Origin of the sequence: Leisingera thetidis (genome assembly GCF_025857195.1) — a bacterium.
Lineage (GTDB): Bacteria > Pseudomonadota > Alphaproteobacteria > Rhodobacterales > Rhodobacteraceae > Leisingera > Leisingera thetidis.
Genome location: NZ_CP109793.1, coordinates 58396 through 75648, shown reverse-complemented (window position 1 = coordinate 75648; position 17253 = coordinate 58396). Strand labels below are relative to the sequence as shown.

Below are 17253 nucleotides of genomic sequence, written 5' to 3'. Positions count from 1 at the left end.
AGCGAGATATTGAAATGAGCCGTACAATCCCGGAAATGTTCGACCTCTGTTGCCGCAAGCATGAGTTCAAGGTGCTGTTCGAGCGGCCGGGGCAGTCGCAGATCACCTATGGCGAGGCGCAGGATCTGGCTCTCCGGTTTGCCACGGTGCTTCTGGATCTGGGCGTATCTCCGGGTGACCGGGTTGCTGTACAAGTGGACAAGAGCGCCGAAGCGGTCCTGTTATATCTTGCCTGTCTGCGGACGGGGGCTTTGTTCCTGCCGCTCAACACGAGCTACACCGGCGCCGAAATCGACTATTTCTTGGGCGATGCGGAGCCAAGGCTATTTGTCTGCTCCCCCCGCATGCTCGACCAGAACTCACGATACGCGTCTCCTGCGCTGGCAGTCGAAAGCCTTGGCGCGGAGGGAGACGGTACATTGATGGATCGCGTGGCTGGCGCTGCTCCGGCACGCACGCAGGTCAGCCGGTCGGCAACTGATCCTGCCGCCATTCTATACACGTCGGGAACAACCGGAAGGTCCAAGGGCGCGGTGCTCACCCACGGAAACCTGGTTTCAAACACAATGGCCCTCAACGTGGCCTGGCGCTTCGACAGCACCGACAGGCTTATTCACGCGCTGCCGATATTTCACACCCATGGCCTCTTTGTGGCCTGCAACATGGCACTCACGGCAGGCGCCACGATGATCTTTCTGACCGGCTTCAACGTCGACCAGGTCATCGACGAGATGGCTAATGCCACTGTGCTCATGGGCGTGCCGACCTTCTATACCCGCCTTCTGTCTTCGCCTCGACTCGACCGCGACGCGACCCGGTCAATGCGACTCTTCGTGTCGGGTTCTGCGCCTTTGCTCCAGGACGTGCACACGCAATTTTTTTGTACGGACCGGCCACGTGATCCTCGAGCGCTACGGTATGACAGAAACCTGCATGATTGCTTCGAACCCCTACGATGGGGAGCGCCGAACCGGGGCCGTGGGGTTTCCACTGACAGATGTGGAGATCAGGATCACCGACCGCGAGACGCGCGCGCTTGTTGCCTCTGGTGAAACCGGTGTGATCGAGGTCCGGGGGCCAAACGTGTTCCAAGGCTACTGGCGGATGCCGGAGAAAACAGCCGCAGAATTTCGGTCTGACGGGTTCTTCGTCACCGGCGATCTCGGCTTTGTCGACACCGACGGCTACCTGCACATCGTCGGCCGTGACAAGGACCTAGTGATTAGTGGAGGGTACAACGTCTATCCCAAGGAAGTCGAAACAGCCATCGACGAGCTTCCCGAGATCGCCGAGTCAGCAGTTATCGGTGTGCCCCACCCGGATTTCGGCGAGTACGTGACGGCGGTGGTGGTGCTGCAGCCTGGAGCCGCTCTTGAAAAGGACAGACTTTTCCATGCGCTTTCCGAAAAACTTGCCCGCTACAAGCAGCCGAGGGCAGCGATTGTCGTGGATTCCTTGCCGCGCAACGCCATGGGCAAGGTGCAAAAGGCTGAACTGCGGACCCGATTTGCTGACCTTTATTCACCAAACGGAAACCTTTCCTCACAACCGGGGCAAAAAGGTCCAGTTTTTTGGCGGTAGAGCGCAAGAGCGGTGTAGTCACCGGAGAGCATGGTATGGCCCAAGGCTGAGCTATTGTCAAATCTGGTGTTTGGGCGGTCATCAAGCGGCGGCCTGATCTTGTGTTGATGGCTTGATGCCGTTGATGAAATCGACGCCTTCGATGACGTCTGCGAGATGAGCGAAGCCGCGCAGCTTGCGCCAGCTTTTCTCAGCGCATTGGCCGAGCTTGAACATCATGTGGAGCATCCCGTCCCGGCTCAGGCATCCCTTGGTGCGTTTCGTGCGGTGGCGGATGGTGGCGAACGCGCTCTCGATGGGATTTGACGTCCTGATGCTCTGCCAGTGCTGGGCGGGGGAAGTCGTAGAAGGTCAGCAGTTCGTCGCGGTCCTTGACCAGGCATTCGACCGCCTTGGGGTATTTCGCTTCGTAGGTGCCGACGAACAAGTCAAACTCCTTGCGGGCATCTTCACGGGTCTCGGCCTGCCAGATGTCGTGCAGCGCCTTCTTTGCCTTGGGCTGACTGCGCTTTGGCAGATAGTTCAGAACGTTGCCCGTCTTATGCACCCAGCAGCGCTGTTGCCGGGTGGAGGGATAGACTTCCTCAAGAGCCGCCCAAAATCCCATGGCCCCGTCGCCGACCGCCAGTTTCGGAGCGTTGAGGCCGCGGCTTTTGAGCCCCAGCAGGACCTCGCGCCAGCTTTGGGTGCTTTCCCGCACGCCGTCCTCGATGGCCAGGAAATGCTTCTCGCCGCGCGCATTGACGCCGATCACGACCAGGGCGCAGAGCCGGTCATCTGTGCCGCGCAAGCCGCTGTAGATCCCGTCGGCCCAGACATAGACCCATTCATCACGGCCAAGATCGGCCTTGCGCCAGGCGTCGTACTCCTCCGCCCATTGCGCCTTCAGCCGCGCCACTGTCTTGGCCGAGAAGCCGGTCGCGTCCGGGCCCAGGAGCGCCTTGAGTGCTGCGCCCATCTCGCCCGTAGAGATGCCCTTGAGGTACAGCCAGGGCAGCGCCGCCTCGATCGACTTCGCCTTGCGGACGTAGGCGGGACCAGCGCCGAGCGGAACGCCACAGGCGCGCCCGTCTTCGAGCGCACCTTCGGGATCTGCACCGTGACCGGGCCGATCCCGGTCTGCACGGCGCGTTCGGGGTGGTGTCCGTTCCGAACAACCGCGGCCCGGCCCTCCGGGGTGCGGTGTTTCGCAAATTCGGCCAGGAAAGCGTCCAGCTCCGCCTCGACCGCCGTTTGCAGAAGCTCCCGCGCGCCCTTGCGCAGAAGATCCGTCAGCGGGTCCGACACGGTGTCTCGACCGGCAAATTCGATGATGGTAGCGTCATTCATGGTGGTGCGTCCTCGATGGTTGGTGGTTTGTTTGGCGACATCAAACCAACCAGATGCACCGCCAGCTTTCAAACCGCCCAAACACCAGATTCAGCCATAGCTGCCCAAGGCTTGTCCGGATCGATAGCGTGAACCGATGGTCCAGGATAGAATAACCTTTTTCGAACGAACTGATTTCTGACGAAGATGGGATTGAATGTCATAGATCTCATATCTCGGGATCTTGGATAGCACCGCTGATATATACAACACGGTGAAAAACGTAGACAACAAAAAAAGATAAATGTATAACATGGACACTGGGTGCGAATCGGTTGTGCAAGCTTCTGCGAAGAAATGAAATCGTTCCCATAAGAGAGAATGCCGCATTGGCCACATGAAATCCAGCCTTATTGCGCCATTCGTATCACAGAAAGCCACAGCCCCTTGGGAGAGGGGAAAGGGAGAGAGAAATGACAAGATCCTCGCCGATCCACCAAATCAAGTCGACAACTATACTGACCACCTTGGTTGCAGCCCTTGCTATCGGAGCAGGTGCTGCGAGTGCAGCTGACCTGGAGCGGGTCACGATCTCAACATCGATCGACACGCTGGATGCGATGTTGCCGCAGCTCGGCGAGCATCTGGGCATCATGGAAGCCAAAGGCCTTAACCTCAGCTTTATCCGCGGGGCAAACGGACCGGCGATGGTCTCGGCGGTTGTGGGCGGCTCTGCAGATATCACGCACGTCAGCACGGCGCTCTATTTCCCGGCGATCGAGAAGGGCGCAGATTTTGTGTTCCTGTCTGGAAACTATGACATCGACTACACCTTCATCGGTCAAGCTGGACTCGACTGGCCCAATCAGCAGTCCGGCTACCCTGAGCTCGTCAAAGATCTGGCCGGTCGCCGTATTGGCATTGCTGGTCGTGGCGGCGCCACCGAGCGCATGGTGCGCAAGATGCTCTCCGACGCCGGTATGGATGTCGAAAAGGATGTGACATACGTTTCCGTGGGCACGGGAGTTGGCGCGGCGGGCGCCTTTGAAAACGACCAGGTCGACGCCATGGTGGTGATTCCGCCCACCGATCTCCTCATCAATTCGGAAAAGATGAACCTTCTGGTCGACATCGAGTCGACGCATAACGACGTGTATGCACCGGATTATCTTTTTACGGTCTTTGCCGCGAACAGGGACTTTGTGGAAGAGCGCCCCGATGTGGCCCAAGCCTTCTGCGAAGGCATTCAAGAAACCCTCGCCTTTGCGAAGGAACCAGCCAACCAAGACGAAGTCGTTGGCTACCTTTCCGCTGCGATGAACCTCGAACAGGAGGATGCCGCCCAATTGTGGAACACCTATTCCGGGAACTTCCGGTTCGAACTGACCGAGGAGGGGTGGAACAACATGAGTAACTTCACGGATTTCGTGCCTGATTGGCAAACGTCCGTCTATCAGCCCTGCGTCGATATCACGTCACGCTAACCTCCCTGAAGGAAAGGAGTCGGGGAGGGCATGCGGCAAGCGCATTCGGAAACAGCAGTCTGTTTTTTGCCTATGCTCTCCCCAGACCAACAAACTGGAGTTTACGACATGGCCAGTGTAGCGCTCTCGGCAGATGAGTATCAAACCCTGGAACGTCGCTTAAAGCGAAATGCTAGACTTAAGCTGCTGATGGGCCAGGTGCTCGTGGGCCTTGCATTCCTGGCGTTCTGGCAAGCAGTTTATCAGATGGGCGTGGTGAAGCCGCTCATCGCGCGCAGTCCGAAAGAAGTCTGGGATTTCTTCGTCAAGATATTGCTGGACGGAACGCTTCTACCCGCCCTGTATTCAACACTGGAAGCAACTGTGATCGCGTTCATCCTGGCCAGTGCTGTCGGTATCGTTATCGGAATCGGCTTGGGGCTTTTCCCAAAAATCGAAGCACTCATCGACCCCTATCTGAGCGCGATCAATGCAATGCCAAGGATCGCCTTTGCCCCCGTATTCATTTTGCTTTTCGGCATCGACCAATCGGCAAAGATCGCGCTCGCTTTCTCGGTTGTTGTCTTCATCCTGATCGTCAGTGCGCGAGCCGGAATCCGGACCATTGACAACGATATCCTCACGATGGCACGGGCCATGAACATCAACAAACGACAGATGTTCATGAAGATCCTTCTCCCCAGTGCTGTACCGTCGATATTTGGCGGACTGCGACTGGGCGTGATCTATTCCCTTCTTGGCGTGACCACATCGGAAATTCTCGCTTCTGAAATCGGCCTTGGCCAACTCGTCGCCTGGTACGCTGGAATTTTTGCCCTGGAAGGGGTCTATGCTGTGGTCATCGTCCTAGCTGTAGTGGCCTCACTCATCAACGTCTTGATGGCAATGCTGGAAAAGAAAATTCTGAAACACCGCGCAGGATAATGAAATGATCGACACCAAGCCAAAAACATCCGACAATGTCGTGACAACGGCCAACTTTTCGGCCGAACTTGCCGCAGAGTTTCAGTCGGTGTCCGTGGAGTACCGTCGTCTGGATGGCAGCGTCATCAAGGCCTTGGACAACGTTGACCTGCGTATCCGCGAGGGTGAACTAGTGGTCTTCGTGGGCCAGAGCGGGTGTGGCAAAACGACCGCGCTTAATGTCATCTCCGGGTTGGCCAAACCGAGTTTAGGCCAGATTACCGTTCTCGGAAAACCGCCAAAATCGGCTCTGGATGACATGGGGTACATGTTCGCACGCGATGCACTGCTTCCATGGCGCACCGCATTGGGTAACGTCGAATTCGGAATGGAAATTCGAGGCGTCGACGAAAAGACCCGCAAGGCCACGGCGCGACAGAACCTCGAAATGGTGCGTTTGGGGCATCTCATGGAAAACTATCCGCAGCAATTATCCCAAGGGCAAAGGCAACGGGTGGCTCTCGCCAGAACTTGGGCACTGCACCCCCGCCTCTTGTTGATGGACGAACCCTTCGCAGCACTTGATGCGCAGACGCGGGAATCGCTTCAGGAAGAGTTTCTCCGAACCTGGGAGCAGGATAAGCGCACGATCGTATTCGTTACGCACGATATCAACGAGGCTATCATGCTCGCGGACCGGATCGTGGCATTCCATGATGGGAAAGTGGTCGAGGAATTCCAGGTTACCTTCGACCGGCCGCGAGACCTGTTCGAAATTTCGGCCGATCCGGAATCCCGCGCGATCTTCAACGAGATTCGCAAGATACTCGCGCATGATTAACGGCCGGCCCTCCTCACGAGGGCGTGCACGAGCACTGGACCCAGTCAACCCGGCGCCAGAGACGCTTTGAGTCCCGAAAACACGATAACTGGAATGCGGAATGGACACTGACCTTATCAATAAAGCCAAGCAAGTTCTGATAGTGCCTATGCTTGTGTCCGTCCTCGGGATCTCCGGCACCACCGGCGCCACGGCGCAATCAGAGACCATGGTCACCGTCCGGATCTCGACCTCGATCGACACGCTCGATGGCCTTCTGCCCAAGATTGGTCAGGATCTCGGCATCATGAGAGAACATGGGCTTGAGCTGGATTTTCGGGCTTGGCCAGGCGGCGCGACGATGCTTGCGGACGTCCTGGAGTACAAAGCGGATGTGACCCATGTGAGTGCGGGCCTGGTATTTTCCGCCATCAGCCGCGGCGCGCCACTCATCGTTCTTTCGTCCAATTACGATATCGACTATTCCATCGTGGCCAGTTCGAACATTCCCTTGCCGCACTTCTACTCCCCGTATCCTGAGAACATACGGGATTTCGAGGGCAAGCGCATCGGCGTCGTGGCGCGCGGCGGCGCCACAGAACGGCTGGTTTCAAAGGTCCTGAGCGATGCCGGGCTCGATCCGATTTCCTCAGTTGAATATGTCTCGGTCGGCACCGGAGTGGGCGCTGCGGGCGCAATCATGAACAATCAGGTCGATTTCCTTGTGGTCATTCCGCCCAGCGATCAACTGATCGACTCTGACGCAGCGATTCCGCTAGTTGATAACAAATCGGTGAAGAGCGACGTTTATGGAACCGATTTCCTGTTTTCGGTTTTTTCCGCGAATGCGGCGTTCGTCGAACAGAGTCCCCAGACTGCCGAGGCTTTTTGCAGTGCCCTGACGGAAACATACGCTTTCGTAGTCGACGAGGAGAACAGAAGCGTGGTCCTGTCCTATCTGGAAAATGACATGAACTTGCCTCCTGCTCTGGCGGAACGGATGTGGGACGAGTTCGGGATGAACTTCAATATCAAGCTTGAACACGACCGGTGGGAGAAAATGAGAGATCAAGTCGCGGTTCTGCCGGACTGGGACACGGCCACTTTCGAACCGTGCATCAGGGCCACTGATATCGACATTGCAGTACCGACACGAAAGGCGTCAGCACATGGCAACCTTTGATACTGAATTCGGCAGCGTCTACCACTCTTCCTGGCCTGTCAAAAACCCGACTGCACATCTCGTTTTCCTGCATGGTTTTGGCGAAAACACCGGGCACTACGAACGCTTTTTCGCGAAGTTGAATGCGGCCGACTTTCATGTCTGGGCGCTTGACCAACCTGGACATGGGCGATCCGATGGCGAACGCGGGCGGGTTCAGTCCTTCGAACCTCTGTTGGCGGCGGCGCGTAGACTGTTGTCCTTCGCGGACAGCCAGACCGACGACACGCCTTTGTTTCTCATGGGTCATTCGTTGGGAGGGACAACCGCAGCGCTGCTGACATGTCGTGACGCACTGGCAGATGTTATTCAGGGCCTCGTCCTGACGGGGACGGTCCTGACAGACTCAACCTATGACATTCCGCCGGATACAATCGTTACGAAGGACCCGGACTATTTGAAATTGCTGAGCGAGGATCCTTACGGGTTTGTGGCGCCGCCGGAAAGGATAATTGAACGGCGAAAAGCGACTGAAGACGTGAGGCGCGAAATTGAAGTGGCTCTGGTAGACGTTTCGCTACCGATACTCCTCATCAATGGGACCGAGGACACAATTGCGCCGCCTCAGTTCAACGCCGCTTATGCGGGCCGGCTGAAAAATGCTCGCTTCATCAATGTTCCGGACGGTCATCACGACATCATCAACGACAAGATGCACGATTCGATTGCCGCGGAAGTTATCGAATATCTGAGGGCGAACGTGACACAGTCATGAAGTCGGCTGCCGACTATGCGCGTGACTAGGCTCCCACACGATCAGGATACTTCAAAGAACTCATCTAGTCAGTTTAAGAAACGAAAGAAGGAAAAAAGAATGCAGTACGGTAAGGACGACAGAATTCTCCACGGCACAATTGCAGCAGCTTTGGCATCGCTCCGCCACGGCGAGATCATTTATGTTGCTGATGCGGGCGGACAAATCCCGGACGATATCGGCGTGCCAGTACTGGACCTTGGTGTAGCCCCGGGACTCGTGTCGCTTGAGCAGATTCTGCCACTATTGCGAGATAACGGCGACATCGAAAGAGCGCTCGTGGCGGAAGAAATGGTCGAAATCAATCCCGAAAAGTATACGGCCGTGGTTGAGATATTCGGAGAGCATCGCGTGACGACGACCAAATACCGCCCCAACATGTATGCGATCAGAAATGTTGCAAAGCTAATCATTAGAACCGGCGACTATAGCGTTCATGGCAACGTCGCCCTGCTGGGTGGTTACTCCAGTGCTGATATCAAAATTATTCGCGGAACCGAAGTTGGCGATATCGAGATACTTTGACATTTGAATCGTTAGATCGTCGATACCGGACTCTTTCAGGCTGGCGTGACGCTTGTCACCCCTGGAAGGGTCCGACATGCATCACTTCTAAACAGAAAGCAAACTCTTGGGTTTCATGACGAATATGTTTCAGCATGTGAGTCTTGCACACACCAAGCCATTGAAATCATTTAGCCGCATCGGGTGCGCATAATTCTCGATTTATGCACGTCTGCGTATTCCAGTGTGATCCGGCCACCCATTCCAAAAACATCCGGCCACTGATTCCGATTTTATCCGGCCACTGATTCCGGAACATCCGGCCACCCTTCTGACGCCCTGCTGCGAGGCATCTTTCAACTCGCTACCTTTCGGTTTTCCCCGACCGAAGGAAGCCCGATGAAGAGATTGCCGATGCGGAAGATACGAGACGTACTGCGACTTTCAGCCGAGGGTTTATCGACCCGCCAGATGGCGTCGAGCTTGGCGATCGGCCGCACCACGCTGCAAGGGTATCTGGATCGCGCCCATGAGGCAGGCTTAAGCTGGCCGCTGCCAGCGGAGATGTCGGACAGCGAGCTTGAACGGCTCCTCTATCCGCGCACTGCCCGGGAGGCGGCGCGGCGCGCCTTTCAGCCAGACTGGGCATACGTCCACCGGGAATTGCGGCGCAAAGGCGTGACGCTTCGCTTGCTGTGGGAAGAGTACCGCGCGGCCCATCCTGATGGCTACGGGTACAGCCGTTTCGTAAGCGCCCGATTTTTACCGCAGCGGTTGATTGTTGACGCGGGCGATGATGTCGGGCTCAGCGACGAAGTCTTCGAGGAAGCTGTGCCATGCCTCAACGGACACTCGTGCTGATGCCAGCATGTCGCGCAATTCGTCGATGCCCTCGTCGGTCAGCGCCGTAATGTAGTCGTCCCGTCCGATGTGGACGCTGACGATGTTGCCGTAGGAGAGGTTGTCGTCGTTGCTGACGATGGCCTCGAGAAGTCCAGGATCCTCGCCCAGCAGGCTGGCGACATGGGCGATGGAGCAGACGTAGGTCGTCGCTGCCATCACGCAGCCTCGCTGCGTTTCTGATCTGCCGGCTTCCAGTTCCAAGGGAGTAATTCGGCCAGCCGGTTGACCATGTGATCGTGGATACGGTCCAAGACATCTGCGAGGTAGGCCTGCGGATCGAGGCCGTTCATCTTTGCCGTCTCGATGACGGTCATGGCGCGGGCGAGCGTTTCACCGCCGGTATCCGAACCCGCGAATAGCCAGTTCCGCCTGCCAACGCCAATGGGCCGCAGCGCGCGCTCGGCGGGATTGTTGTCGATGGCCACGCGCCCGTCCTCCAGAAACAGCGTGAATGAAGCCCAGCGGCTCAGCCCGTAGCGGAACGCCTTGGCCAGATCACTCTTACCGGGAATACGGGTGAGCTGCCTTTCGGCCCAGTCCCGGAACGCATCAACCTTGGGCTTGCTTTCCTTTTGGCGCACGGCCAGCCGCAGTTCGGCAGGCTTGCCGCTGATTTCCCGTTCGATGTCGTAGAGCTTGCCGATACGGTCGAGCGCCTCGCGCGCGATTGCGGATTTCGTCGCGGTCCAGACATCGTGAAAGTCGCGGCGAAGATGCGCCCAGCACGCGGCCTCCCGGAACTGGCTCTTGCCGTCCAGGTCCGCGGCATAGAGCTTGGCATACCCCTTGTAGCCATCAGCCTGGAGAATGCCGCTGGTCTCGCTAAGATGGGCGAGGACATGCTCTTCCTTCCAGTCCGGGGCAAAGTGATAGACCGCACCCGGCGGGGCCGTGCCCGCCCATGGGCGCTGATCCCGGACATAGGCCCAGATCCGGCCTTTCTTGACGCCCTTTCCGAGCCCCTTGTCGCGGCGGCCGCGATCGAGAACCCGGATGGGCGTGTCATCTGCGTGCAGAAGATTGCTGGCCATGATCTCGGCCTCGATCTTCTCGATCAGCGGCGCCAGCGTCTTCATTGCCCCGCCGCACCAGTCGACCAGGGTCGTGTCAGGGATGTCTGCCCCCATGCGGGCGAAGATCTCGTTCTGACGATACAACGGCACGTGGTCGTCGAACTTCGAGGTCAGCACATAAGCCAGAAGGTTCGGGCCCGCCATGCTCCGTGGGATCGGACGGCTGGGTGCCGGGCTTTGAACCATACGCTCGCAGCGCCGGCAGGATTTCTTGATACGCGCGATCTCGATGACCTTCAGCTGGGCTGCAATCATGTCGATCAGCTCGCTGACATCCTCCCCGACCACACGCAGATCGCCCCCGCAATCCGGGCAACTGTCGCCGGGGTCAAGCTCGCGGCGTTCGCGCGGCGTGTCCTGCGACACCTTCGGACGGCGGCGCCTCGACTCCCGCGGTTCGGCTGGTTCCGGGGTCTGGTTGTCCGTCTCCGGCTCATCATCGCCCTCCGGCGGCAGTTCATCCGCCTCGGCGAGCGCAACCTGCAGGTCCTCCAGCGCCAGTTCCAGTTGCTCGATCTCCCGCTCGATCTTTTCCGAACTGGAGCCGAATTTCTGCTTCTGCAATCTGGCAATCCGGACGCGCAGCGCCTGAACCAGCAGATCATGCGCCCGCAAACTGGCGGACATCTTTTGGTTTTCCGCCTGCAACGCGGCGATCATCGCCTTCAGAACGGCGGGATCATTGGGGAGAGGCGTGGCTTCTACGGACATGGTGGTGGATACCATTCTCCCAGATCGGACGCCATAAAAACAAACAATTCCAGAGAGATAAATCAGCCCGTCCGGGCTGGTGGCGCGCCCCAATCCGGCCTGCGCCAGTCGATCCCCTCCCAGAGCATGGCCAATTGAGCGGCGGTCAGACGCACGCTGCCATCCGTCGCCGCAGGCCATGGGAAACGACCCTTCTCCAGGACTTTGTAATACAGGCAAAAGCCCTGGCCATCCCAATACAGAAGCTTCACCCTGTCGCCGCGGCGCCCTCGAAACGCGAACACGGCACCGTTCGATGGCCGCTGCCTCAAGACATCCTGCGCGATCGCTGAAAGCCCCGCGATACCTTTGCGCATATCAGTGTGACCGCAGGCCAGGTAAACGCGAATGCCGGTGCCCGGGCCGATCATGCCGCCTCCACCGCCTGGATCAAACGGGTCAGCACCGCCGCATCCACATGGGCATCGACCCGCAAGCTGCGACCATTGCGCAGAACCACCTCAATCAACGCCAAGCTCGCTTCAGGGGCGCACGCTTCCGGCGGTTCCGGCGGCGACGTAATATCGACGGGCAGGAATAGCGTCGCGTCGTCTGGCGTCAGAAGCCCCTTCCTCCTCAGCTCGTATCGCCAGGCATAGATCTGCTGCCGCCTGATCTCGTGGCGCTGTGCGACCTGCGACACGGTCGCGCCGTTCACCCCGACCGAAAGCACAATCGCCAACTTCTCGTCGTCACTCCAGCGGCGCCGACGCTCCAAGCCAAGAATTTCGCCCCGCACAGCTGCCTCCCTCCCTGTAGGAGACGTCATTAAAGACGTCTTTATGGACGTCTCTTAGCAATCTCCAGGACACACGAGCAGGCGGTTCAAATCGGGCGGTTACGCCGTTTCTGTGACGAGCTATTGTCAAATCTGGTGTTTGGGCGGTCATCAAGCGGCGGCCTGATCTTGTGTTGATGGCTTGATGCCGTTGATGAAATCGACGCCTTCGATGACGTCTGCGAGATGAGCGAAGCCGCGCAGCTTGCGCCAGCTTTTCTCAGCGCATTGGCCGAGCTTGAACATCATGTGGAGCATCCCGTCCCGGCTCAGGCATCCCTTGGTGCGTTTCGTGCGGTGGCGGATGGTGGCGAACGCGCTCTCGATGGGATTTGACGTCCTGATGCTCTGCCAGTGCTGGGCGGGGAAGTCGTAGAAGGTCAGCAGTTCGTCGCGGTCCTTGACCAGGCATTCGACCGCCTTGGGGTATTTCGCTTCGTAGGTGCCGACGAACAAGTCAAACTCCTTGCGGGCATCTTCACGGGTCTCGGCCTGCCAGATGTCGTGCAGCGCCTTCTTTGCCTTGGGCTGACTGCGCTTTGGCAGATAGTTCAGAACGTTGCCCGTCTTATGCACCCAGCAGCGCTGTTGCCGGGTGGAGGGATAGACTTCCTCAAGAGCCGCCCAAAATCCCATGGCCCCGTCGCCGACCGCCAGTTTCGGAGCGTTGAGGCCGCGGCTTTTGAGCCCCAGCAGGACCTCGCGCCAGCTTTGGGTGCTTTCCCGCACGCCGTCCTCGATGGCCAGGAAATGCTTCTCGCCGCGCGCATTGACGCCGATCACGACCAGGGCGCAGAGCCGGTCATCTGTGCCGCGCAAGCCGCTGTAGATCCCGTCGGCCCAGACATAGACCCATTCATCACGGCCAAGATCGGCCTTGCGCCAGGCGTCGTACTCCTCCGCCCATTGCGCCTTCAGCCGCGCCACTGTCTTGGCCGAGAAGCCGGTCGCGTCCGGGCCCAGGAGCGCCTTGAGTGCTGCGCCCATCTCGCCCGTAGAGATGCCCTTGAGGTACAGCCAGGGCAGCGCCGCCTCGATCGACTTCGCCTTGCGGACGTAAGGCGGGACCAGCGCCGAGCGGAACGCCACAGGCGCGCCCGTCTTCGAGCGCACCTTCGGGATCTGCACCGTGACCGGGCCGATCCCGGTCTGCACGGCGCGTTCGGGGTGGTGTCCGTTCCGAACAACCGCGGCCCGGCCCTCCGGGGTGCGGTGTTTCGCAAATTCGGCCAGGAAAAAGCGTCCAGCTCCGCCTCGACCGCCGTTTGCAGAAGCTCCCGCGCGCCCTTGCGCAGAAGATCCGTCAGCGGGTCCGACACGGTGTCTCGACCGGCAAATTCGATGATGGTAGCGTCATTCATGGTGGTGCGTCCTCGATGGTTGGTGGTTTGTTTGGCGACATCAAACCAACCAGATGCACCGCCAGCTTTCAAACCGCCCAAACACCAGATTCAGCCATAGCTGCCTGTAGCGCCGGGCAGCGCCTTAGCGCGCACCGGCCCTAGGTGTTTTCTCCCGCAGTTTGATACGGTGATCCATTCGCGCCGGAATGGCCCGGCTGAGCGGCGCATTCCCGGAAGATCCGCGCGGTGCAAGTGCGGCAGATGTCCGGATCGAGCAATGGCACGATCTCCGAAACCGCATCGCCCTTGCTCAGATGAATGTGTTTCTTCGTCAAGGCGCGCATGACCTTGAAGCGGGCCAGCTTGGTGATCGTCTTCGGCGTCCGGGTCATGATGTGAAACGAGCCGCCGCGCCGGTGGCGCCGTCCGGCCTCCTCGATCAGCAGGTCCGATCCGGGCATGTCGACCTCGCCGACCCCTTTCATTGCAAACAGCATGTGCTTCTGGTCCGGGCGCTCCCGCTCGACAGAGCGGAACTTGCGGCGCACGAATTCCACCGAGCCGAAGAACAGCGGCCCGTCCAGGCGCATGACGACCAGCTGCGGGCATTCCTTCAGCCCGTTTTCCTCGGCATTCCTGAACATGCGTGTCGCGGTATTCGGATCTGGCGCGCCAATGCCGAAGGTCGGCCGCGAGGATGAGCGCACAAAGAACAGGAAGGACAGAAAGACGCCGACATAGACCGAGAATTCGAGGTCGATGAAGAGTGTCGCCAGGAACGTGCTGAGCGCAATTGCGCTTTCGCTCGCGGAGGTCGTCGCGATATGCCGGATTTCCTTAAAGTCGATAAGGCGCCAGGCCACCAGCAGAATGACACCTGCCATCGCGGACACCGGCACGTAGACCGACCAGGGCGCCACGAATTGGAGGATCAGAAACAGGAAGCCCGCCGCGAAGATGGCCGAAAGCGGCGTCCTGGCGCCGTCCTCGTAATTCACCCCGGACCGCGTGAACGAAGCGGAACCGGGATAGCACTGGAAGAAGCTGCCGATGAAATTCGACGCGCCCTGGCCGACGATTTCACGATTGCCGTCAATCGGCTGGCCGGAGCGCGTCGCGATCGCGCGGCTCACCGCCAGCGCCTCGAGCAGTCCGACGAGGGCAATCGCAAAGGCGGCGGACCCGTAGGTCCGCAACAGATCCGCCCCGGCCGGCGGCAGCATCGGACGGGGGGCCGCGGCATTGATGACCCCGATACTGGCAATCTCTGCTCCGCTCCGCGAGAACACCCAACCCACAACGGACCCGGCCGCGAGGGCAAGAAGATAGTTCGGCAAGCCGGGCCGCCAGCGTTTGACACCGATCCCGGCAGCCAGCGTGACGATGCTCACCACAACGGCCGGCCAGCTGACACCGGATGCCCGCTCCAGCAGCATCTCGAGGAAGAGCGGCAGATGGCTCGGCCGCGGCAGATCAATCGCGAGGATATACTGCAGCTGGCTGAGCGCGATCAGGATGGCGGCCCCAGCCACGAAACCAGTCATGACTGAATGCGAGACGAAATCGACGAGCGCCCCCAGCTTGGCAAAGCCGAGCAGCAGCTGAATAATGCCGACCATCAGCGACAAAGCGATCGCCACCTGGATGAATTCGGCCGAAAAGGGTTCAAGACTGCCCGCCAGCGCGCCGAAGACCAGCGCCGAGATGGCCGTTGTCGGCCCGGAGACCGCATGCCAGCTCGATCCGGCAAAGGCCGCGACCACCGGCATCACCATGGCGGTGAAGAAACCGTATTCCGGAGGCAGCCCCGCGATGGCGGCAAAGGCGACGGCCTGCGGCAGGACGATCGTCGCACCGGTCAGCCCCGCCAGAACGTCGCTGCGCAGCGCCTCGCGGGAAACACCGCCGAGCCATGGCGGAACAACCGCCATGGCCGCCTGTGAGAGCGACGATGCGCCTGACCTCACCTTATTCATGTTCTATCGCTTCCAGTTCGGTTGCAGCCCGTGCTGCAGGATCAGCTGGCCTCGGGTCTGCAACCCGGCATCTCGCGCGCTAGTGCCGCGGTGGCGGCGGGCCGGCCGTACCGGGGGCACAGACCGGCCCCCAGGCGGTCAAGCGCGGCATTCGACAGCGCCGGTCGGAGGCCGCTAGTCCAGCGTGTCTTGGCGCGCCGGCACCGCCGGAACCTTGCAGAGATTTTCCTCCTGCACCTCCGAGCCGTCATAGAGCCCCAGCAGAACGCCCTGGCGCGGGTATTTGCCCTGCATCGCGTCCAGTTTCGCATCCGAGATTGCGGTGCGCTGCGACAGCCGCCGCGACCAGGCGTGCAGATGGTCGTACATCCGCCGCCTTTCGCTCTCGTAGGCGGGATCGCGGCCCAGATCCTTGAGTTCATCGGGGTCGTCATGCAGATCGAACAGCAGCGGCGGCAGACCGCCTTCGGCATGAACCAGCTTCCACCTTCCGTCGAAGACCATGAACAGACGCGCATCCTTATGCGGCATCGAAAGCGATTTCGCCATTTGCGTGGTGGAGTAATCCATTTCGCTGATCACCACCTCGCGCCAGTCCCCGGGCGCCTCGCCATGCAGCAGCGGGCACAACGACCGCCCCTCGACGATATGGTCCGGCACCTCCTTGCCTGCGCATTCGATGAAGGTCGCTGTCAGGTCGATGGCTTCGACCAGCGCGTCGCAGCTCTGGCCGCGGGTGGCATCGGCCTCCGGGCGCGGATCATAGATGATCAGCGGGATCTTGACCGAACAATCGTGGAAGAAGTTCTTTTCGCCCAGCCAGTGATCGCCAAGATAATCGCCGTGGTCGGATGTGACCACGATCATCGTGTTTTCCATCCGGCCGACCTCTTCGAGATAGGTGAACAGGCGCCCCATCTGGTCATCGGCCTGCTTGATCAATGCCATATAGGACGGGATCGCCTTTTCGCGGACCTCCTGCCTGGAGAAGGAGCGCGCCACCAGCGTCTCCATATAGGCCGCAAAGACCGGATGCGGATCGTTCTTCTCGTCCTCGCTGCGGACCGGCGGCACCACATCCTCCGGCCCGAACATCTCGTTGTAGGGCGCGGGGACGACATAGGGCCAATGCGGCTTGATATAGCTCAGATGGCACAGCCAAGGGCGGTCATCGCGCCCCGGCTGATCGAGGAAGTCGATCGCCTGCCCGGTCAGCCAGGGCGTCTCACTGTCGGGTTCTGCCACGTTGGCCGGCCGGTTGATGTATTTCATGAACCAGCCGGAGGTGACCTCGCCATTTTCCAGCGCGACCGCATTGGCGTTTTCCGACCAGCCGTTTTCTGCCGGGTATCCCTTGCTGCGCAGGTAGGTATTGTAAAGGCGAGACGCGCGTGTCGTAGGGACCGTCCGGCCCCTCCGTCCACAATCCGTCATCGCGCAGGACAACGTCGAAACCGCATTCCGACAACCGCGCGCCGATCACCGAATCCGGCGGGATCCCCAGCCGTTCCAGCCCTTCGGCGTCTGCCTCCATATGGGTCTTGCCGATCAGGAAGGCATCCATTCCCGCCGCCCGGAGGTGATCGCCGAGCGTTACTTCCCCCACCTTCAGGGGGAAATTATTGCGCTGCGCGCCGTGGCTCTGAACATAGCGTCCGGTGTAGAAACTCATCCGCGACGAGCCGCAGATCGGCGATTGCACATAGGCGTTGGTGAACCGCATCCCTTTCGAGGCCAGCCGGTCGAGATGCGGGGTTTTCAAAGTTGGATGCCCGGTGCAGCCGAGGTAATCCCAGCGCAACTGATCGAACATGATGAACAGTATGTTTTTCACTGTGTTGGGCATCGGATTCA

11 protein-coding genes and 4 pseudogenes are annotated in these 17253 nt (G+C 59.6%); 7 read left to right on the top strand and 8 right to left on the bottom strand.

Annotated features, from left to right (window positions below):
• Nucleotides 1-14: 14 nt before the first annotated feature.
• Nucleotides 15-1581, top strand: a pseudogene (locus OKQ63_RS25690) (malonate--CoA ligase).
• A gap of 81 nt (nt 1582-1662) precedes the next feature.
• Here the strand turns inward: OKQ63_RS25690 and OKQ63_RS25685 are convergent.
• Nucleotides 1663-2910: pseudogene (locus OKQ63_RS25685) on the bottom strand (IS256 family transposase).
• 452 nt (nt 2911-3362) lie between these two features.
• Here OKQ63_RS25685 and OKQ63_RS25680 point away from each other — a divergent pair.
• From OKQ63_RS25680 to OKQ63_RS25655, 6 genes are all read left to right on the top strand, one after another.
• Complete coding sequence (locus tag OKQ63_RS25680) at nt 3363-4373, top strand: ABC transporter substrate-binding protein (RefSeq protein WP_264214706.1); 1011 nt, start codon at nt 3363-3365, stop codon at nt 4371-4373.
• Nucleotides 4374-4481: 108 nt separating this feature from the next.
• On the top strand, nt 4482-5297 hold the full coding sequence (locus OKQ63_RS25675; RefSeq protein WP_264214705.1) for an ABC transporter permease: 816 nt from the start codon (nt 4482-4484) through the stop codon (nt 5295-5297).
• Nucleotides 5298-5301: 4 nt separating this feature from the next.
• The gene (locus tag OKQ63_RS25670) at nt 5302-6117 is read left to right on the top strand and encodes an ABC transporter ATP-binding protein (protein WP_264214704.1); all 816 of its coding nucleotides are present in this window, start codon (nt 5302-5304) and stop codon (nt 6115-6117) included.
• A gap of 100 nt (nt 6118-6217) precedes the next feature.
• Nucleotides 6218-7279 carry an ABC transporter substrate-binding protein gene (locus tag OKQ63_RS25665; protein ID WP_264214703.1) on the top strand — a complete coding sequence of 354 codons (1062 nt, stop codon included), beginning with the start codon at nt 6218-6220 and terminating at the stop codon, nt 7277-7279.
• A complete protein-coding gene (locus OKQ63_RS25660; RefSeq protein WP_264214702.1) occupies nt 7266-8033 on the top strand; it encodes an alpha/beta hydrolase in 768 nt (255 codons plus the stop codon). The genes OKQ63_RS25665 and OKQ63_RS25660 overlap by 14 nt, the downstream gene beginning before the upstream one ends.
• A gap of 99 nt (nt 8034-8132) precedes the next feature.
• Nucleotides 8133-8597, top strand: a complete 465-nt coding sequence (locus OKQ63_RS25655) for an RbsD/FucU domain-containing protein (protein ID WP_264214701.1) — start codon at nt 8133-8135, stop codon at nt 8595-8597.
• Between the two features lie 741 nt (nt 8598-9338).
• Here OKQ63_RS25655 and OKQ63_RS25650 read toward each other — a convergent pair.
• From OKQ63_RS25650 to OKQ63_RS25620, 7 genes and pseudogenes are all read right to left on the bottom strand, one after another.
• The gene (locus OKQ63_RS25650; RefSeq protein ID WP_264210717.1) at nt 9339-9635 is read right to left on the bottom strand and encodes a hypothetical protein; all 297 of its coding nucleotides are present in this window, start codon (nt 9633-9635) and stop codon (nt 9339-9341) included.
• A complete protein-coding gene (gene tnpC / locus OKQ63_RS25645; RefSeq protein ID WP_264213928.1) occupies nt 9635-11263 on the bottom strand; it encodes an IS66 family transposase in 1629 nt (542 codons plus the stop codon). The genes OKQ63_RS25650 and tnpC overlap by 1 nt, the downstream gene beginning before the upstream one ends.
• A 62-nt stretch (nt 11264-11325) precedes the next feature.
• Nucleotides 11326-11673, bottom strand: a complete 348-nt coding sequence (gene tnpB, locus OKQ63_RS25640) for an IS66 family insertion sequence element accessory protein TnpB (RefSeq protein WP_141889229.1) — start codon at nt 11671-11673, stop codon at nt 11326-11328.
• The gene (tnpA, locus tag OKQ63_RS25635) at nt 11670-12071 is read right to left on the bottom strand and encodes an IS66-like element accessory protein TnpA (protein ID WP_175393025.1); all 402 of its coding nucleotides are present in this window, start codon (nt 12069-12071) and stop codon (nt 11670-11672) included. Before tnpA ends, tnpB begins: the two co-directional genes overlap by 4 nt.
• 120 nt (nt 12072-12191) lie before the next feature.
• A pseudogene (locus OKQ63_RS25630) lies at nt 12192-13441 on the bottom strand (IS256 family transposase).
• A gap of 140 nt (nt 13442-13581) precedes the next feature.
• Nucleotides 13582-15354: a SulP family inorganic anion transporter gene (locus tag OKQ63_RS25625; RefSeq protein ID WP_264214700.1), complete on the bottom strand. Its 1773-nt coding sequence runs from the start codon at nt 15352-15354 to the stop codon at nt 13582-13584.
• Between the two features lie 219 nt (nt 15355-15573).
• Nucleotides 15574-17245 (bottom strand): annotated as a pseudogene (locus tag OKQ63_RS25620) (sulfatase-like hydrolase/transferase).
• Nucleotides 17246-17253: the final 8 nt, after the last annotated feature.